This is a genomic window from Pseudonocardia oroxyli (genome assembly GCF_900102195.1).
In the GTDB taxonomy this organism is placed as follows: Bacteria; Actinomycetota; Actinomycetes; order Mycobacteriales; family Pseudonocardiaceae; genus Pseudonocardia; species Pseudonocardia oroxyli.
The window spans coordinates 1-16,419 of record NZ_FNBE01000014.1; the positions used below are offsets into that span (position 1 = coordinate 1).

20 protein-coding genes are annotated in these 16,419 nt (G+C 73.6%); 12 read left to right on the forward strand and 8 right to left on the reverse strand.

Annotated elements, in window-relative coordinates:
* Positions 1-89: 89 nt before the first annotated feature.
* Positions 90-674, reverse strand: coding sequence for a nicotinate-nucleotide adenylyltransferase (gene nadD, locus BLS43_RS20295; RefSeq protein WP_093087418.1), 585 nt, complete (start codon positions 672-674; stop codon positions 90-92).
* An 89-nt stretch (positions 675-763) separates the two neighbouring features.
* Here nadD and BLS43_RS20300 point away from each other — a divergent pair, with 89 nt between their 5' ends.
* A complete protein-coding gene (locus tag BLS43_RS20300; protein ID WP_218129916.1) occupies positions 764-1,594 on the forward strand; it encodes a TauD/TfdA family dioxygenase in 831 nt (276 codons plus the stop codon).
* On the opposite strand, the gene BLS43_RS20305 is transcribed toward BLS43_RS20300, so the two are convergent.
* Positions 1,579-2,169, reverse strand: coding sequence for a TetR/AcrR family transcriptional regulator (locus tag BLS43_RS20305; RefSeq protein WP_093087420.1), 591 nt, complete (start codon positions 2,167-2,169; stop codon positions 1,579-1,581). The genes BLS43_RS20300 and BLS43_RS20305 overlap by 16 nt on opposite strands.
* A 125-nt stretch (positions 2,170-2,294) precedes the next feature.
* Here BLS43_RS20305 and BLS43_RS20310 point away from each other — a divergent pair, with 125 nt between their 5' ends.
* From BLS43_RS20310 to add, 5 genes are read left to right on the forward strand one after another with little or no spacing between them, the layout of a single operon-like run.
* Positions 2,295-3,089, forward strand: a complete 795-nt coding sequence (locus BLS43_RS20310; RefSeq protein WP_093087422.1) for an ABC transporter ATP-binding protein — start codon at positions 2,295-2,297, stop codon at positions 3,087-3,089.
* Positions 3,086-3,850, forward strand: coding sequence for an ABC transporter permease subunit (locus BLS43_RS20315; RefSeq protein ID WP_093087424.1), 765 nt, complete (start codon positions 3,086-3,088; stop codon positions 3,848-3,850). The genes BLS43_RS20310 and BLS43_RS20315 overlap by 4 nt, the downstream gene beginning before the upstream one ends.
* The gene (locus BLS43_RS20320; RefSeq protein WP_218129917.1) at positions 3,847-4,671 is read left to right on the forward strand and encodes an ABC transporter permease; all 825 of its coding nucleotides are present in this window, start codon (positions 3,847-3,849) and stop codon (positions 4,669-4,671) included. The genes BLS43_RS20315 and BLS43_RS20320 overlap by 4 nt, the downstream gene beginning before the upstream one ends.
* Positions 4,672-4,698: 27 nt before the next feature.
* The gene (locus BLS43_RS20325) at positions 4,699-5,778 is read left to right on the forward strand and encodes an ABC transporter substrate-binding protein (protein WP_093087426.1); all 1,080 of its coding nucleotides are present in this window, start codon (positions 4,699-4,701) and stop codon (positions 5,776-5,778) included.
* A complete protein-coding gene (gene add / locus BLS43_RS20330; protein ID WP_093087428.1) occupies positions 5,775-6,767 on the forward strand; it encodes an adenosine deaminase in 993 nt (330 codons plus the stop codon). The genes BLS43_RS20325 and add overlap by 4 nt, the downstream gene beginning before the upstream one ends.
* On the opposite strand, the gene BLS43_RS20335 is transcribed toward add, so the two are convergent.
* Entirely contained in the window at positions 6,761-7,354 is a 594-nt protein-coding gene (locus BLS43_RS20335; protein ID WP_093087431.1) for an alpha-ketoglutarate-dependent dioxygenase AlkB, read from the reverse strand. The genes add and BLS43_RS20335 overlap by 7 nt on opposite strands.
* Positions 7,355-7,451: 97 nt before the next feature.
* Here BLS43_RS20335 and BLS43_RS20340 point away from each other — a divergent pair, with 97 nt between their 5' ends.
* Positions 7,452-8,627: an MFS transporter gene (locus BLS43_RS20340; protein ID WP_093087433.1), complete on the forward strand. Its 1,176-nt coding sequence runs from the start codon at positions 7,452-7,454 to the stop codon at positions 8,625-8,627.
* On the opposite strand, the gene BLS43_RS20345 is transcribed toward BLS43_RS20340, so the two are convergent.
* Positions 8,590-9,150 (reverse strand): TetR/AcrR family transcriptional regulator, encoded by a 561-nt coding sequence (locus BLS43_RS20345; RefSeq protein WP_093087435.1) that lies wholly within the window; start codon positions 9,148-9,150, stop codon positions 8,590-8,592. The genes BLS43_RS20340 and BLS43_RS20345 overlap by 38 nt on opposite strands.
* A gap of 76 nt (positions 9,151-9,226) precedes the next feature.
* Positions 9,227-9,580, reverse strand: coding sequence for an SPW repeat domain-containing protein (locus BLS43_RS20350; RefSeq protein ID WP_093087437.1), 354 nt, complete (start codon positions 9,578-9,580; stop codon positions 9,227-9,229).
* A 148-nt stretch (positions 9,581-9,728) separates the two neighbouring features.
* Between BLS43_RS20350 and BLS43_RS20355 the strand changes: the two genes are divergently transcribed.
* Entirely contained in the window at positions 9,729-10,397 is a 669-nt protein-coding gene (locus BLS43_RS20355) for a hemerythrin domain-containing protein (RefSeq protein ID WP_176921443.1), read from the forward strand.
* Between the two features lie 70 nt (positions 10,398-10,467).
* Here BLS43_RS20355 and BLS43_RS20360 read toward each other — a convergent pair whose 3' ends face one another.
* On the reverse strand, positions 10,468-11,484 hold the full coding sequence (locus tag BLS43_RS20360; RefSeq protein WP_176921444.1) for an iron-siderophore ABC transporter substrate-binding protein: 1,017 nt from the start codon (positions 11,482-11,484) through the stop codon (positions 10,468-10,470).
* 96 nt (positions 11,485-11,580) lie between these two features.
* Between BLS43_RS20360 and BLS43_RS20365 the strand changes: the two genes are divergently transcribed.
* Positions 11,581-12,411, forward strand: coding sequence for a S41 family peptidase (locus tag BLS43_RS20365; RefSeq protein ID WP_143030135.1), 831 nt, complete (start codon positions 11,581-11,583; stop codon positions 12,409-12,411).
* Positions 12,412-12,485: 74 nt separating this feature from the next.
* Here the strand turns inward: BLS43_RS20365 and BLS43_RS20370 are convergent, their stop codons facing one another.
* Positions 12,486-13,898 carry a vWA domain-containing protein gene (locus tag BLS43_RS20370; protein WP_093087446.1) on the reverse strand — a complete coding sequence of 471 codons (1,413 nt, stop codon included), beginning with the start codon at positions 13,896-13,898 and terminating at the stop codon, positions 12,486-12,488.
* On the reverse strand, positions 13,898-14,773 hold the full coding sequence (locus BLS43_RS20375; RefSeq protein WP_093087448.1) for an AAA family ATPase: 876 nt from the start codon (positions 14,771-14,773) through the stop codon (positions 13,898-13,900). Before BLS43_RS20375 ends, BLS43_RS20370 begins: the two co-directional genes overlap by 1 nt.
* 141 nt (positions 14,774-14,914) lie before the next feature.
* Between BLS43_RS20375 and BLS43_RS20380 the strand changes: the two genes are divergently transcribed.
* Genes BLS43_RS20380 through BLS43_RS20390 form a run of 3 tightly spaced genes read left to right on the forward strand, consistent with a single transcriptional unit; the run spans position 14,915 to position 16,405 of the window.
* Positions 14,915-15,343 (forward strand): SRPBCC domain-containing protein, encoded by a 429-nt coding sequence (locus tag BLS43_RS20380; RefSeq protein WP_093087450.1) that lies wholly within the window; start codon positions 14,915-14,917, stop codon positions 15,341-15,343.
* Positions 15,333-15,662 carry an ArsR/SmtB family transcription factor gene (locus tag BLS43_RS20385; protein ID WP_093087452.1) on the forward strand — a complete coding sequence of 110 codons (330 nt, stop codon included), beginning with the start codon at positions 15,333-15,335 and terminating at the stop codon, positions 15,660-15,662. The genes BLS43_RS20380 and BLS43_RS20385 overlap by 11 nt, the downstream gene beginning before the upstream one ends.
* Positions 15,659-16,405: a DUF899 domain-containing protein gene (locus BLS43_RS20390; RefSeq protein WP_093087454.1), complete on the forward strand. Its 747-nt coding sequence runs from the start codon at positions 15,659-15,661 to the stop codon at positions 16,403-16,405. The genes BLS43_RS20385 and BLS43_RS20390 overlap by 4 nt, the downstream gene beginning before the upstream one ends.
* The last annotated feature ends 14 nt before the right edge of the window (positions 16,406-16,419 follow it).

A 16,419-nucleotide genomic window follows, 5' to 3' on the forward strand; every position in this document is an offset into this window, starting at 1 on the left:
GGCCACACCACGCACACCTCACAACCCCGTCCGAAACAGGCTGCCCTCGCAGCTACCCCGCCCGGAGACCGCCCTAATTCAGCAGTCTCCTAGGGCTGGTAGAGCCTGCGCTTGGTGATGTACTGCACCACCCCGTCGGGCACGAGGTACCAGACCGGGCGGCCCGCGGCGACGCGCTCGCGGCAGTCCGTGGAGGAGATCGCCATGGCGGGGACCTCGACGAGGGTGACCGAGCCCTTGGGCAGGTGACCGTCGACGAGCTCGTACCCCGGCCGCGTGACGCCGATGAAGTGCGCCAGCTCGAACATCTCCTCGACCTTGTGCCAGGACAGGATCTGGGACAGGGCGTCCGCGCCGGTGATGAAGTAGAACTCGGCGTCCGGCAGCCGGGAGTGCAGGTCGGTGAGGGTGTCGGCGGTATAGGTGGGCCCGCTGCGGTCGATGTCCACCCGGCTCGTGGAGAACCGCGGGTTCGACGCGGTGGCCACCACCGTCATCAGGTACCGGTCCTCGGCGGGGCTGACGTCCTTGCCGGACTTCTGCCAGGGGTCCCCGGTCGGAACGAAGATCACCTCGTCGAGTGCGAAGCGGTCCGCCACCTCGCTCGCGGCCACGAGGTGGCCGTGGTGGATGGGATCGAAGGTCCCGCCCATCACGCCGATCTTGCGCTGCATCCGCGCAGAATAGTGCCCCCGCAGGTAACACCGTCGTCACGACGAGGCCGTAGCGTCCATTGAACCAACTGGTTCAGATGGAGGTCACCATGTCCTACGGTTCCGCCGCCGTCGTCCCGCGCCGCGTGACGTCGCCCGAGGAGGCCCGCGAGGTCGTCGACGCCGAAGGGGCCGCCCTGGTCTCGGGCATCGACTCCGAGGACGCCGCCATGGACTTCGGCCGCGCGATGATCGGGGACGAGCTGGTCCGGATCGGCCGCCAGATCGAGGCGACCCGCGCCCGCTCGGAGGTCGAGGGCGCGAAGGTCGAGCGCCAGCCCGCCGACGCCCGCGGTCGCAAGCGCATGCTCAGCAGCGACACCACCGTGCCGATGCCGCCGCACAACGACGGGTTCGCCTTCGGGGACGAGGCCCCGGACCGCCTGTTCCTGCTCCAGGCCCGACCCGCGGCGGACGGCGGCGACAACTTCCTGATCGACGGTCTCGCCCTGATGGACCTGCTGCCCGCACCGGTGGCCGAGTTCCTCCGCACGGTCCCGATCGACCACTCCGAACCGGGTTTCCGGCAGTCCGCGTTCTCGCCGGTGCTCCGCACGACGCCGGCGGGCCGCCCGCAGGTGCGCCACCACCCCTACCTCGCCCCCGTCCTGGGCCCGGACGAGGCCGAGCAGTGGCCGCACGTCCGCGCCTGGCTGGACGCCGTGATCGAGGCCCGGGACACCGGCACCCGGTTCCGGATGGAGTCGGGCGAGATGGCCGTGGTCGACAACTACCGGATGTTCCACGGCAGGCACGGCTACTCCGACCCGGCCCGGCTGCTCTACTCGATCTGGGGCTGGACCCGGTCGGCGGTGGCGGTGCCGCACCGGGTGCTGGACATCCTCACTCCGACCGACCCGGCGGCTCAGCTCGCGGGCTGAGCGACCCGGGCGCAGCGTTCGGCGAACGTCGCGGCGGCCGCCGAATGGGTGGCGGCGACCCCCTCGGCGTCCCCGGTGCTGAGCAGGTCGAACTGCAGGCCGCGCCACAACGCCACGATCTCGCGGCCCAGCCGCGCGGCGTCCGGGTCGGGCACCCCCTCGGCCCGGAGCTGCGCGGCGAGCAGGTTGGCCCAGTCGTGCCCGACCCGGGCCAGGAACCCGTCGAAGCGGCCCGGCTGGTGCAGGGCCACCCCGTAGACCTCGAAGAAAAGGCGATGGAAGGGGTGGTTCTCGGCTGCCGCGATGCCCGCCCAGCAGCGCTCCAGGCGCTCCTGCAGCGGACCCGGGTCGTCCAGCCCCCGCATGGCGGCCGCGAACAGCGGGAACCGCCCGGACGCCGCCATCAGGGACTGCTCGACGAGCTGCTCCTTGGAACCGAAGTAGTACAGCAGCATCCGGTTGTTGGTCCCGATGGCCGCGCCGAGCCTGCGCAGGGTCAGCTCCGCGATCCCGTGTTCGAGCACGTAGTCGGCGACCAGCCCGAGCAGCCGATCGCGCTCGACACCCGTTCCCATGGCCCACACGGTACTCACGGCCCGGGCGGTTACCCGAGGGCGCCGCGCCGGCAACACCCTCGCAACGACAACTCCCTACCGTGGAGTGAACCGACTGATTCACCACGCACACGTCAGGGAGCCCGATGTCGCAACCTGCGATCGCTCTGCAGTCCGTCGTCAAGGAGTTCCCGTTGCGTCGCGGAACCGCGGTGCGCGCGTTGGACCGGTTCGACCTGCAGATCGCCGACGGCGAGTTCGTGGCCGTGCTCGGCCCCTCCGGATGCGGCAAGTCGACGGTCCTGAGGCTGGTCGCGGGACTGGACACCCCGTCCGAGGGGACCGTGACGATCGAGGGCGCCAGGCCCGCCGACCTGGTCCGCGGGCACCGCCTCGGCGTGGCGTTCCAGGAGCACGCGCTGCTGCCGTGGGCGAGCGCGCGGGCGAACGTGGAGCTGCCGTGGAAGGTGGCGGGCCGCCCCGTCGACACCGCGCGGGTCGACGAGCTGCTCGAGCTCGTCGGGCTGACCGGGTTCGCCGACGCGCGACCGCGCCAGCTCTCCGGCGGGATGCGCCAGCGGGTCGCGATCGCCAGGGCGCTCGCGCTCACCCCGGACGTCCTGCTGCTGGACGAGCCGTTCGGCGCCCTGGACGCGGTGACCCGGCGCCGGATGAACCTCGAGCTGGCCCGGATCTGGGCCGAGGAGCGGATCACCACCCTGCTGGTCACCCACGACGTCGACGAGGCCGTGCTGCTCGCCGACCGGGTCGTCGTGATGACCGGGCGCCCGGGTCGGGTGCGGCACACCGAATCGATCGACTTCCCGCGTCCCCGCCGCACGGAGGTCACCCGGGATCCGGCCTTCCACGAGATCGTCGACCGGCTCACCCGGCTGCTCGACGAGTCGGACGAGCCGGGCCACTCGGACGCGGCCGCATGAGCGCCCTGCTCGCCCGAGTACCCCGCCGGACCGTGCTGCCCGCGGTCGCGGGGATCGTCCTGCTGGTGGTCGCCGCGGACGCGATCGGCAGGCTGGGGCTCGCCGGGGCCGCGTGGCCCACGGTGACGGACGTCGTGGACTACCTCACGAGCCCGACCGCGCAGACCCTGCTCGGCCGCGCCCTGGCGGCGACCGGCACGGCCGCGGCGATCGGTTTCGTCGCGGGCGGGCTCGGCGCCCTGGCGCTCGCGCTGCTCGGCGCCCTGCTGCCCGCCGCGGGCCCCGGCCTGGACCGGCTGGCCGCCGTCGTCCACGCGGTGCCGCTGATCGCGCTGGCCCCGCTGCTGGTCACCACGGTCGGCCGGGAGGGGACGTCCACGGTGATCGCCGCCCTGGCCGCCGGGTTCGCCGTGTTCGTCGCGGCGACCTCCGCGCTGGCCTCCACGGCGCGGGCGGGCCGGGACGTCTTCGCGGTGCTCGGCGCCTCCCGGCTGAGCACGGTCCTGCGGCTGCAGCTGCCCGCGGGCCTGCCGACGATCGTCGACGGGCTGACCCTGGCCGCGCCCGCCGCCGTGCTGGGCGCGGTGATCGGCGAGTGGTTCGGCGCCCGCCGCGGGCTCGGGGTGCTGTTGGTCAGCGCGATGCAGAACGTCCAGATCCCGCTGCTGTGGTCGGCCGCGCTCAGCGCCGCGGCCCTGTCCCTCGCCGCCTACGTCCTGCTCGTCGCGCTGCGCGGGTGGGTCACCCGGAGGTTCACGTGACCCTCGCCGAGGAGTCCGAGCGGATCGTGCGCGCCCGGGCGGCCGCGCCCGTCCGCAGGCCCGCGCCCCGGACCGGCGGTGTCGTGCGCCGCGTGGTGTCGCGGTACTGGACGATCGCCGTGCTGCTGGTCGGCTGGCAGCTGTGGGCGTCGCTCAACGGCTACAACCGGATCGTGGTGCCGCAGCCGGGCGAGGTGGTGGCGGACGTCGTCGGGAACTCGGGGGCCTACCTGCCGGATCTCCTCGCCACACTCGGCATGTCCGCGGCCGGGCTGCTCACCGGGATGGCGGCGGGGGTGGCCCTGGCGGTCGCGGTGTGGACCTCGCCGCTGGTCTCCGGGATGACGACGCCGATCGCGCTGATCATGCGGTCCGTGCCGGTCGTGGCGATGATCCCGGTGCTCGCCAGGGTGTTCGGCTACGGATGGCAGACCGTCCTGGTCATCACGACGATCGTGTCCTTCTTCCCGGCCTTCGTGTTCGTCGCCGCCCGGCTGCGGGACGCGCCCCGCTCGACGTCGGACGTCTTCGCCGTGCTCGGCGCCTCCCGCGTCACCGTGTTGCGCAGGCTGCTGCTGCCGCACGCGGTGCCCGGGCTGCTGGTCGCGTTCCGGCTGACCGCCCCGTCCGCGGTGCTGGCCGCCATGCTCGCCGAGTACCTCATGGGCGGCCGCGGGCTCGGCGTGCTGTTCGCCCAGTCGGTGAGCTTCTACCAGCCCGAGCGGGCGTGGGGCACCGCGCTCGTCGCGACGGTGGTGTCGGTGGCCTGCTTCGTCGGGGCCCGCGCCGTCGAACGCCGCGGCCTCGCCCGGATGACCTGACCTCCCCCACCAGACAGGAGCTCCCTCATGGTCGACCTCATCGACCCGTCCCCCTGGTCGCGCCGCCGACTGCTGCGCACCGCCGGACTCGCCGGTCTCGGCCTCGCCCTCGGACCCTCGGTGCTCGCCGCCTGCGGCGGGGGCGACACCGCGGGCGGTGGGGGGACGACCTCGGTCCGGGTCGCCCTCGGCTGGATCACCAACGTCGAGTTCGCCGGGTTCTGGATCGCCCAGGACCGGGGGTACTACGCCGACGAGGGGCTCGAGATCGACTTCCTGCCCGGCGGCCCGAACGCCCCGCAGCCCACCGCCACCCTGGCCGCGGGCGGGGCCGACATCGCGGTCCCGGTGGCGATGCAGGCGTTCCTGTCCGCGGTGAACGAGGGCAACGACTTCGTGACCTACGGCGCCATGTTCCAGAGCGCCCCGTCCGCGGTGCTGTCGCTGGCCGCGCGGCCGGTCAGGTCGGCGGCCGACCTGGTCGGGGCCCGGGTCCTCGGCCAGCAGGGCGTCCAGCCCTACATCGAGGCCGCGATGCGGCTGGCGGGCGTCCCGCTCGACTACACCTTCATCCCGGCGGGGTTCGAGCCGAGCCCGCTGCTGGAGGGTCAGGGGGACGTCTACACCTGTTTCGCCACCAACCAGCCGATCTACCTGGAGCAGCAGGGCCTGGTCGCGGACCGGGACTTCTTCGTCACGACCTACGAGTCGATGGGGCTGCCGCAGTACGCCGGGATGCTCTGCAGCCAACGCTCGTGGCTGGACGCCAACCGGGACACCGTGGTGCGGTTCATGCGGGCCACCGTCCGCGGCTGGCAGGACAACGCCGCCGACCCGACCGTCGCGGCGAAGCTCGCCGTGAACGACTTCGGTGCCGACCTGGGCCTGAACCTCGACCAGCAGATCCGGGAGAACCAGCTGCAGATCGACTTCACCACCAGCGAGCTCACCCGATCCTCCGGGCTGATGCGCATCGACCCGGCGCGGGTGGCCGGGCCGATCTACACGGCGTTCCAGGCCGCGGGGGTCACGCCGCTGCCGGACGCAGGCCGGATCGTCGACACGTCCGTGCTCGACGACGTCTTCGCGGGAGGATCCACGGTATGAGCGCCGACCCTGCTGATCTCGCCGCGCTGCCGAAAGCGCACCTGCACGTCCACCTGGAGGGGGCGATGCGTCCCGCCACCCTCGCGGAGCTGGCCGCGTCCGCCGGGGTCGACGTGCCGCCGATCCGCGGCTACCGCGGCTTCACCGAGTTCGGCGACCGCTACAAGGCGGCGTCCGCCCTGGTCGACACCCCGCAGCAGCTGCGACGGCTGGTGACCGAGGTGGTCGAGGACGCGGCCGCCGACGGGGCCGCCTGGATCGAACCGCACTTCTACCCGCCGCGCTACGCGGGCCTGCCCAGCTTCGGCTCCGCCGAGGAGGCGCTGGAGCTGGTGATCGACGCCGGGCGCGCCGCGGCGGACCGGCTGGGCATCGGCTGCGGCATCATGGTCTCGGCGCTGCGGGAGTTCGATCCCGCCGAGGCCGTCGAGCTGGCGAAGCTGGCCGCGCGCTACGCCGACGCGGGGGTGGTCTCGTTCGGCCTGGCGGCGGACGAGTCCCTGTTCCCGCCCGAGCCTTTCGCCGAGGCGTTCGCCCTCGCGCGGGACGCCGGGTTGACCAGCGCCCCGCACGCGGGCGAGCTCGCCGGGCCCGCCTCGGTGCACGGTGCGATCGACGCGCTCGGCGCCCGGCGGATCTGCCACGGCGTGCGCGCCGTGGAGGACCCGGCCCTGGTGGAGCGGCTGGTCACCGAGGAGATCGTGCTGGACGTGTGCCCCACCTCCAACGTGATGCTCGACGTGGTGCCCGACCTCGACGCCCACCCCCTCGCCCGGCTGCTCGACGCCGGGGTGCGCTGCACGCTCAACGGCGACGACCCGCTGCTGTTCGGCCCCGGCGTGCTGGGCGAGTACGAGCTCGCGCGCACCGCGCTGGGCCTGTCGGACGCGCAGCTGGCGGGCATGGCCCGGACCTCGATCGAGGCGTCCGGCGCCCCGGCCGAGATCCGGGAGCCCGCGCTGGCGGCCGTCGCGGCGTGGGGTCAATAGAGGTGGCGGAACTGGACGCTGATCCGGGCCGCGGCGGTGCGCACCTTCGGCACGCCGTGCTGCCAGGTGCGCTGGCAGGTCCCGCCCATGACCAGCAGGTCCCCGGGGCCGGGGAGGAACCCGACGGACGCGCCGCCGCCGTGCGGGCGCAGCCGGAAGGGCCGCACCCCACCGAGTGAGACCAGGGCGACGACCGCGGTGTCCCGCTCCCGGGCCACCCGGTCGCCGTGGTAGGCCACGCTGTCCGCGCCGTCCCGGTAGAGGTTCGCCCCGACCTGGGTGAACTCCACCCCGTACCGGGCGGACAACAGGGCCGCGGCCTCCGCGAGCACCGGCTCCGGGGCCTCGCTCCAGCGGTGGGTCAGCCGGGGCTCGGGCAGCGTGCGGTCGTACATCCGCACCTCGCGCCGCCCCCAGGGGGTGTCGCGCAGGAGCCGGTCGAACAGCTCGTCCGCGCCCTGGAGCCAGCCGGGCGCGATGTCGACCCAGGCTCCGGCGCCGAGCTCGTGGCGGACCAGGCCGCCGAACGCCCGGTCCACGGCGACGGCGGGGCCGTCGAGCAGCGAGGGCTGCCACGCCAGATCCATGGGGCCGACCCTACGCGCACCGATCGAACATCAGTTCGATATTTCATGATCTGGGATTGATTTCCCGGATCCTGGTACGGCGCAGTACCGTGCCGACATGCCTCCCTCCTCGCGCCGCTGGGCGGTGCTGGCAGTCGGCGTGCTCGCCCAGACCGGCGCGTGCGCCTTCGTGTACGGCATCCCGTTCCTGGTACCGACCCTGCGGGACACCCTCGGCCTGTCGCTCGCCGGGGTCGGCGTCTACGTCGCGGCCCCGACGACCGGCCTGCTGCTCACCCTGATCGCCTGGGGCGCGACCGCGGACCGCTTCGGGGAACGCCGCGTGATGGGGACCGGCCTGCTGCTCACCGCGGCGGCGGTCGGCGCGGTCGCGATCGGGCCGACCTCCCCCGCCGCGGTGCTCACCCTGCTGGTGCTCGGGGGTGCGGCCGCCGCCTCGGTGTTCGCGGCGAACGGGCGCATGATCATGGGGTGGTTCCCGCGCTCCGAGCGCGGGCTCGCGATGGGCATCCGGCAGACCGCGCAGCCGCTGGGCGTCGCGGTCGCCGGGCTGGTGCTGCCGGGGCTCGCCATCCGGGTGGGGCCGTTCGCGGCGCTGATCGTGCCGGCCGCGGTGTGTCTGGTGGCCGCCGTGCTCGTCGGGGTGGTGGTCCGGGACCCGGCGCGCCCGCCGCAGGACGCCGCCCACCCCGTCGGCACGCCCTACCGCTCGCCCGTGCTGTGGCGGGTCCACGCCGCGAGCGCACTGCTCGTGGTGCCGCAGTTCGCCATCGCCGCGTTCGGGACCGAGTACCTCGTGCGCCAGCAGGGCTGGGGCGTCGCCGCGGCGGGGGCGTTCATGGCGGTGGTGCAGATCGCGGGCGCGGTGGGGCGCATCGCGACCGGCGTGTGGTCGGACCGCGCGCGGTCGCGGCTGCGGCCGATGCGACAGCTCGCCGTGGGGGCCACCCTGGTGCTGCTGGTCCTCGCCCTCGGAGACGCCGTCGCACCCTGGCTCGCCGTGGTCGCGCTGGCGGTCGGCGGCGTGGTCACGGTGGCGGACAACGGGTTGGCGTTCACCGCCGTCGCGGAGATCGCCGGTTCGGCCTGGTCGGGCAAGGCGCTCGGGATCCAGAACACGGGGCAGAACGTCGTGTCGTCGCTGACCCCGGTCGTGCTCGGCGGGCTGATCGGGGTGACGGGGTACGCCGCCGGGTTCGCGCTGGCGGCGGTGGCGCCGCTGCTCGCCGTCGGGATCACGCCGGTGCGGGACGAGACTCCGCCGACCTGGTGAGCGCGCGGGCCAGGAACCGCAGCTCGGGGGCCATGTCGACGCGCTGCGGGGCGTGCCGGTCGACGGAGTGCCGGTAGCTGACGGCCGAGGCCAGGAGCAGGGCCGCGCTGTCCACCTCGCCCGCGGCGCCCGCGTCGAGCAGGACGCCGCGGATCTCGCCGACGATCCGGTCGAACCGCTCGTGCAGGGCGTCCCGGACGGACGGGTGGGTGTCGGCCTCGCGCCAGAGCAGGTGGGACAGGACGGCGGAGGAGTCCAGCAGGTCGTCGAGCGCGGCGACGAGGCGGCACAGGCTCTGCTCCACGTCGCCCGCCACCACCACGGCCGCCCGGTCGACCCGCTCCACGGGAAGCCGCTCGACCAACGCGGACAGCAGGTCCACCTTGCGGGCGAAGTAGTAGTGCACGAGCCCCTTGGGCACCTCGGCCCGGGCGGCGATGCGCGAGGTGGGCGTGGCGTCGAAACCCTTGGCGGCGAAGAGCTCCTCCGCGGCGTCGAGGATCCGGTCCCGGGCGTCGGTCATCGCGCTCCCTGGAATGACGGAGGGATCCCGCCTCCGGTGTCACCGGAGGCGGGATCCTTCACTCGGTCGCCGGCACTCAGTGGGCGATCACGCCGCGGTGCGCGGCGGTGGCCGCGGGCAGCGCGGTGGCGGCGACGATCACCGCGAGCGCACCCCCGACCCAACTCGTCCACGACGCGCCCGCCAGGTCGCTGTAGCCCATCACCCACGGGGCGATGAACAGCAGCACGCCGAGCACGCCGTGCCCGTACTCACTGGCCACCGAGCCCGGCTGCGCGAGCGACCAGAGCCCGGTCAGCGCGAGCACCACGCCGAGCACGACGAGCGTCCACGCCGCCGCCGTGCTGACGGTCACCACGATGGGCGACAGCGCCACCAGGACACCGATCACCAGAGCGGCCCAGTCCTGCCACCGCGTCCACGCCTTCATCGCGATCACTTCCCTCCAGAGGTTCTTCCCTGATGACTCCGGTCTACGCCTGACTGGCCGCCCGGTCAAGAATCGTCGCAAGTTCGTGACAAGTGAGACCCAAGCGGGGTGCCGCACGCTTGCGACACCGACCACGAAGGAGCCCACCATGTCCTGCCCCACGACGACGCCGAACCTCCTGGGGCTGCGCGTGCTGCACCGGACGATGCGCGCCGACCTGCACCGGCTGACCGCCCTGGTGGAGCGGCTCGCGGACCTGCGGGCCGCGATCGGGACCAAGCGCGCCAAGGCGCTCGACGCCTGGATCCGGGGGCTGTGTGCGGAGATCCACCACCATCACCTGGCCGAGGACGAGATCGCCTGGCCGGTCATCGAGCGGCACGCGGGTGCGGCGGCCGACCTGACCGGGCTCTCCGACGACCACGCCGCCCTGGGCCCCCTGCTCGCGGACGTCCGGAAGGCGTCGACGGCGCTGGTCCGCGGCCCGTCGGCGGAGCTGCCCGCACAGGCGGGCGCGCTGGCGGGGCGGCTCGCTCGGCTGCGCGACACCCTCGACGAACACATCGCGGACGAGGAGCGCGAGATCTTCCCGATCATCGAGCGCTACGTGCCCGCCGCCGAGTGGGACGCGGTGACCAGGGGCGTCGCGCGGATGGCGGGCGGGCCCGGGCCCGCGTTCCAGGTCCCGCGGATCCTCGACGTCGCCACCCCGGAGGAGCTCGCCGCCCTCCGCGCGGAGGCGGGCCCGCTCCTGCCGATCATGGCCGCGGCCCTGCGCCCGGGCCACCGCCGCCGCGAACGCCTGGTCTTCGGCTGACCTGCGGCGCTCGTGCGTGGTAAGTGGTGCTCTGGCACCACTTACCACGCACGGGCGCCGGAGGCGCAGGTCAGCGGCGGGAGCGGGTGGCGGCCTCGGCGAGGATCGGCAGGTAGTCGTCGAGCACCCAGGGGATGGACAGGACCGAGGGGCTCGAGCTCGCCGCCACCCGGTCCGCCCCGACGATCGGCGCGTAGCCGTCCGCCCGTACCGCGGGCATGGTCGCGACGGCGGGCTCGGCCCGGAACGCGGCGTCGAGGTCCGGGGAGCCGAAGAAGCCGACGAGCAGGTCGGACTGCACGCGCGGGAGCAGCTCGCCGCTCACCGTGTAGTAGACCGCGTCCCCCGCGGGCGCGTTCTCCTCGACGAACGGGGCCGTCCGCAGGCCCATGTCCTCCAGCAGCCGCACCCGGACGTCGGTGGGCCGGAAGACACCGAGCTGCCCGGAGTCCATCCCGCCCGTGTAGACGAACGTGGCGCCCGCGAGCTGCGGGTACTCCCGGGTCGCGGCCGCGAGCCGGGCCTGGGTGGCGACGACGAGCTGCTCGGCCTCCGCCGTCCTCCCCAGGGCGCGGCCCGCGATCCGGGTCTGGTCCTGCCAGCTCGTGGCGTACGCCGCGTCCGGGTAGGCGACCACGGGTGCGATGCGGGACAGGGTGTCGTACTGGGCCCGGTCCAGCCCCGAGTAGGTGGCGAGGATGAGGTCCGGGGCCGCGGCGGCGGTCTCCTCGAACGCGACGGGCTCCAGCGCGCGGCCCGCGATCCGGGGCATCTCCTTGCCGCGCAACGCATCCCGCACCCAGGGCAACACGCCCTCGGCGTCCCCGCCGTACTCGAAGAACGGCATCACGACGGGGACCACGCCCAGCGCGATCGCCACGTCCTGGTTCGCCGCGCTCACCGTCGCGACGCGCTGCGGCGGCGACTGAATCGTCGTGGACCCGAAGGCGTGCGGGATCGTCACCGGGTAGCCGGCGCCACCGGGCCCGCCCCCGGTCGTCGACCCGCCGGAGCAGGCCGCGAGGGCGAGCGCCGACGCGGCCAACGCGCCGGTGCCGAGGAACGAGCGGCGGGACAGGACGGACACGAGCGACTCCCCGATCGACGACGAAGCAAGGAGACCCTAACTCGGACATCTCCCCCACCGGCCCACCCGGGTCCCCGCCCCGGCCATACTGGGGAGGTGTTCGGACGCGGCCGGGAACGTGGCAGAGAGCGCAAGGCCGTGCAGGAGGCGCTGGACCTGCTGGAGCAGCGTGCGCTGTTCGCCGAGAAGGTCGACTGGAGCACCGTGCGGGACGAGGTGACCGCCGTCGCCGAGGACCCCGAGCAGCTGGAGCTGAAGCTGTTCCACCTGGTCCGGGAGGTGGGCGGACCGCACAGCGGGGTCCGCAGGCCGCGGCGCGCGCCGGGTGACCCGGAGCTCCCTGCGGTCGAGATGCAGGGCGAGGCCGCGGTCGTCACGCTGCCCGCCTGTCACGAGCGGGACGCCGGGGTCTACCTCGAGGCGGGCCGGGCGGCGCTGGCCGAGGTCGAGCCGGAGCGGTGGATCGTGGACCTGAGCGGCGTCGGCTCCGGCTCGATGTGGCCGCTCCTCGCGGCCGCCGCGCCGCTGCTGCGCGGGGACGGGGAGATCGGCGCGTTCGTCGACCGGGCGGGCGGGTCGCAGCCGTGGGCGCTGGCCGAGGGCGTGCTCGCCCGCGGTCGGACCCCGGTGCTCCCGGTGGATCCCGTCCGGCGGCAGGGCGCGGTGTCGGTGCTGACCGACGGGTACACGGCGAGCGCGGGCGAGGGCGTCGCCGTCGCGTTCCGGGGGCTGCCGGACGTCCGCTCCTACGGCGCGCCCACGCTGGGTTTCAGCACCGGGACCGAGACCGCGCTCCTGCCGGACGGCCTGGTCCTCACCGTCGCCACCAGCCGCTTCGCCGATCGCACCGGCGAGGTCTACGGCGGCCGGATCGCCCCGGACGTGCAGACCGACGACCCGCTGAGCATGGCGCTCTGGGACCTCTGACCTCGGCGCATTATGGAGCCATAATGGCTGTTTCGGGGCCTCAGAACGGCATCATGGTTCCATAATGCCCCGGGTCAGACGGGGAGGAGCGCCTCCACCACGTCCGCGAGCTGGCCCGCGGTGCGGCACTCGTGCATGGGGATGACGTCGGCGTAGCGCGTGGCGGCCGAATCCCCTGTGCCCCATTGGCGTCTCGGCTCGGGGTTGAGCCAGTGCGCGTGCCGGGCCACACCGATCATCCGGCGCAGGGCGGTGAGGTTCGGGTCGCGGTAGTTCGTCCGCGCGTCGCCCAGGATCAGCAGCGAGGTCTTGGACGTGATCGCCTCGCCCCAGTGCTCGGCGAAGCTGCCGAGGGCGTGGCCGTAGTCGCTGTGCCCGTCGAAGGCCGTGAGGTCGGCCTCGCGCAGCACCCGCTGCATGACGCCGGACAGCTCGGCCCCCGGCTCGAACAGGTGCGTGACCTCGTCCGTCTTCTCCACGAACGCGAACACGCGCACCTTGGAGAACTGCTCGCGCAGCGCCTGGACCAGCAGCAACGTGAAGTGCGAGAACCCCGCGACCGAGCCCGAGACGTCACACAGGATGACCAGCTCGGGGCGCCCCGGGCGGCGGGTCCGGTAGGCGGGCTTCATCGGCACGCCGCCGGTGGACATGCTGCGCCGCAACGTGCGCCGCATGTCGAGCTGCCCGCGCTTGGCGTGCTTGCGGCGCACCGCGAGCCGGGCGGCGAGCCTGCGCGCCAACGGGTGCACGGTCCGGCGCAGCTGGGCGAGCTGCTCGGCGTAGGCGGACAGGAACTCCACCTGTTCGGCCTGCTTCGGGACGGCGGTCTTGGCCACCTGGTCCCGCCCGCGCTGCTCGGCGGTCCGGCGGCGGACCTCGTCCTGCACGAGCTGCCGGAACCGGGCGATCCGGTCCCGGATCTCGCGGCGGCGGACCTCGTCGGTGAACGCGTCGTCCCCCGGCTGCGACAGCGCCGCCATGATCTGCGCGAGCAGCGTCTCCGGCGACATCAGCCGCAGCGCCTGGTACGCCGACCAGCTCGGCTGCGTGTTCATGCCCTGCACGCCGGTGCCGGTGGCCCCCGCCGTGCCCAACGCGTCGACGGCGGCGCGGGCGAGCTCGCGCAGCCGCTCCTCGTCCCCGTCCCGGAGCAGGTCGGCCAGCAGGTCACGGAGCCGGTCGACGTCGACCGGGCCGCCCTCGCCGTCCCGCGGGACCTCGATCGAGCCGGTCGCTGCGCCGAGCGCGGGTGGGAAGTACAGGTCGAAGAGCGTGTCGAAGACCTGACGCTGTCCGGACCGGCGCAGCAGCGCGGCGGCGAGCCCCTCGCGGAACTCGGTGCGGCGCAGCAGGTCCAGGGCGGTGATCACCTCGGCGGCGTCCACGGTCTCCCCCGGTCCCACCGCGACCCCGTGGGTCCGCAGGGCCCCGACGAACGCGACCAGGTGGCCGGGGATGCCGTGTTCGGGCGCCTCGACGGTCATCAGTTCAGCCTCAGCTCCGCGGTCGCCTTGGTCTGGTCCGAGTGGTGCTTGAGCACGACGCCGAGGGTGGCCCGCACGGCCTCGTCGTCGAGGGTGTCCATGCCCAGGGCCAGCAGTGTCCGCCCCCAGTCGATGGTCTCCGCCACCGAGGGGACCTTGCGCAGCTCCATGGCCCGCAGCACGCGCACGGTGCGCACGAGGGAGTCGACCAGGGACTCCGGCAGCTCCGGGACGCGGGTGAGCACGATCCGGCGCTCGAGGTCCGGGTCCGGGAAGTCCAGGTGCAGGAACAGGCAGCGCCGCTTGAGGGCCTCGGACAGCTCCCGCGTGGAGTTGGAGGTGAGCAGCGCGAAGGGCTTGCGGGTCGCGGTCACCGTGCCCATCTCCGGGATGGAGACCTGGTAGTCCGACAGGACCTCCAACAGCAGGCCCTCGACCTCGACGTCCGCCTTGTCCATCTCGTCGATCAGCAGGACGGTCGGGTCCTCCCGGCGGATGGCCGTGAGCAGCGGGCGCGGGAGCAGGAACTCCTCGGAGAACACGTCGTCCCGCGTGGCGTCCCAGTCCTCGTTCCCCTGGCCCGCGGTGATGCGCAGCAGCTGCTTGGCGTGGTTCCACTCGTACAGTGCGCGGGCCTCGTCGATGCCCTCGTAGCACTGCAGCCGGACCAGCCCGGACTCGGTCGACGCGGCGACCGCCTTCGCGAGCTCGGTCTTCCCGACGCCCGCGGGGCCCTCCACGAGCAACGGCTTGCCGAGCCGGTCGGCGAGGTACACGGTCGTCGCCACGGCCGTCGAGGCCAGGTAGCCGACGCTCGCCAGGCGCTCGGTGACCTCGTCGACGGACCCGAACAGCGGTGACTGGGTGGCCTTCACCGTCTCATCGTGCCTGGTGCACCCCGACTTCGCCCAGAGGATCCGATCGAGCGTTCGGTAATGGGCGTCACACCTTGACGCAACCAACCGATTGCCATACTTTGAGTCGCAACCCTACAGTTGCTACCCGGAGGAGGTCCGATGGGTTTCCCGGACCGCATCGCCCGCACCGTCGACGTCGCCCGCCCGCCCGAGCGGGTCTGGACCGCGCTGACCACGCCCGAGGGGCTCGCGGCCTGGTTCGGCCGGCAGGCCCGGATCGACCTGCGTCCCGGCGGGGCGGGCAGCCTGAGCTGGGAGGACCACACCACCGACTTCCGGGTCGAGCGGATCGAGGAGCCGCACGTGTTCGGCTTCACCTGGCGCATCCACGGGCTGCCGGACGCCGATCCCCGCCGCACGTACGTCGAGTTCACCCTCGAGCCGACCGGCACGGGCACCCGGCTGACCGTCGTCGAGACCGGGTTCGCCCAGCTCTCCCCCGCCGAGTACGAGGTCTCCTACAGCGGGAACGTCAAGGGGTGGGCGGCCGAGCTGGACGAGCTGGTGTCCTACCTCGATGGTGTCTGACGAGGAGGTCGCGGAGCAGGTCTTCACCGCGCTCGCCGACCCCACCCGGCGGCAGCTGCTCGCCGAGCTCGCCGCGGGCGGGCCCGCCACCGCCACCGACCTCGCCGGTCGGCTGCCCATCAGCAGGCAGGCGATCGCCAAGCACCTGGGCCTGCTCACCGAGGCGGGCCTGCTCACCGCCGAACCCGGCGAACGCCGCCGGGTCCGGTACCGCGTGCGGTCCGCACCGATGCGGATCGCCCAGCGCTTCCTCGCGGCCCTCTCCCGGGACTGGGACGACCGCCTCGACGCGCTGACGAGGCACCTGGAGGAGTCATGATCGTCTCGACCCGGGAGTGGGAGACCGCTCGGCAGGAGGTGCTGGTGCGGGAGAAGGAGGTCATGCGCGCGCACGACGCGCTGGCCGCCGCCCGGCGCCGCATGCCCTGGCACGCCGTGGGCGACTACACCTTCGACGGACCGGAGGGACGGGTGTCGCTGGCGGACCTGTTCGCGGGGCGCTCGCAGCTCGTGCTCTACCGCGCGTTCTACGAGGAGGGGGTCTTCGGCTGGCCCGAGCGACCCTGCCGCGGCTGCTCGATGATCGCCGACCACATCGGGCACCTCGCGCACGTGCACGCCCGGGACACCACCGTCGTCTTCGCCTCGCGCGCCCCGCAGTCCGACATCGCGGCCATGAAGGCGCGCATGGGCTGGACGGTCCCCTGGTACACGATCACGGACTCCTTCGACCGGGACCACGGGGTGGACGAGTGGCACGGCACCAACGTCTTCGTGCGCGGCCCCGAGGGGGTGTTCCGCAGCTACTTCGTCCAGAACCGCGGCGACGAGTCGCTGGGCACCACCTGGAGCATCCTCGACCTGACCCCGACCGGGCGTCGGGAGGAGTGGGAGGACTCCCCCGCCGGGACGCCGCAGGGCAAGCCGTACGAGTGGTGGGACTGGCACGACGGCTACGTCGACGCGGCGCCGCCACCGGAGTGGCTGGAGAAGGTCGAGGGCGGGATCGCGGCGTTCCGAGGCTGTTCCTGTGGACGACCCGGGGGTTCCGGGACGGGCTGAGGCGGGACCGTCGG

Coding starts and splice junctions, on each gene's coding strand:
- BLS43_RS20390 (WP_093087454.1), top strand. CDS start 15,659: ATGATCGTCTCGACCCGGGAGTGGGAGACCGCTCGGCAGGAGGTGCTG.
- BLS43_RS20340 (WP_093087433.1), top strand. CDS start 7,452: ATGCCTCCCTCCTCGCGCCGCTGGGCGGTGCTGGCAGTCGGCGTGCTC.
- BLS43_RS20370 (WP_093087446.1), bottom strand. CDS start 13,898: ATGACCGTCGAGGCGCCCGAACACGGCATCCCCGGCCACCTGGTCGCG.
- BLS43_RS20350 (WP_093087437.1), bottom strand. CDS start 9,580: ATGAAGGCGTGGACGCGGTGGCAGGACTGGGCCGCTCTGGTGATCGGT.
- BLS43_RS20335 (WP_093087431.1), bottom strand. CDS start 7,354: ATGGATCTGGCGTGGCAGCCCTCGCTGCTCGACGGCCCCGCCGTCGCC.
- BLS43_RS20305 (WP_093087420.1), bottom strand. CDS start 2,169: ATGGGAACGGGTGTCGAGCGCGATCGGCTGCTCGGGCTGGTCGCCGAC.
- BLS43_RS20355 (WP_176921443.1), top strand. CDS start 9,729: ATGTCCTGCCCCACGACGACGCCGAACCTCCTGGGGCTGCGCGTGCTG.
- BLS43_RS20300 (WP_218129916.1), top strand. CDS start 764: ATGTCCTACGGTTCCGCCGCCGTCGTCCCGCGCCGCGTGACGTCGCCC.
- BLS43_RS20315 (WP_093087424.1), top strand. CDS start 3,086: ATGAGCGCCCTGCTCGCCCGAGTACCCCGCCGGACCGTGCTGCCCGCG.
- nadD (WP_093087418.1), bottom strand. CDS start 674: ATGCAGCGCAAGATCGGCGTGATGGGCGGGACCTTCGATCCCATCCAC.
- BLS43_RS20310 (WP_093087422.1), top strand. CDS start 2,295: ATGTCGCAACCTGCGATCGCTCTGCAGTCCGTCGTCAAGGAGTTCCCG.
- BLS43_RS20380 (WP_093087450.1), top strand. CDS start 14,915: ATGGGTTTCCCGGACCGCATCGCCCGCACCGTCGACGTCGCCCGCCCG.
- BLS43_RS20385 (WP_093087452.1), top strand. CDS start 15,333: ATGGTGTCTGACGAGGAGGTCGCGGAGCAGGTCTTCACCGCGCTCGCC.
- add (WP_093087428.1), top strand. CDS start 5,775: ATGAGCGCCGACCCTGCTGATCTCGCCGCGCTGCCGAAAGCGCACCTG.
- BLS43_RS20345 (WP_093087435.1), bottom strand. CDS start 9,150: ATGACCGACGCCCGGGACCGGATCCTCGACGCCGCGGAGGAGCTCTTC.
- BLS43_RS20325 (WP_093087426.1), top strand. CDS start 4,699: ATGGTCGACCTCATCGACCCGTCCCCCTGGTCGCGCCGCCGACTGCTG.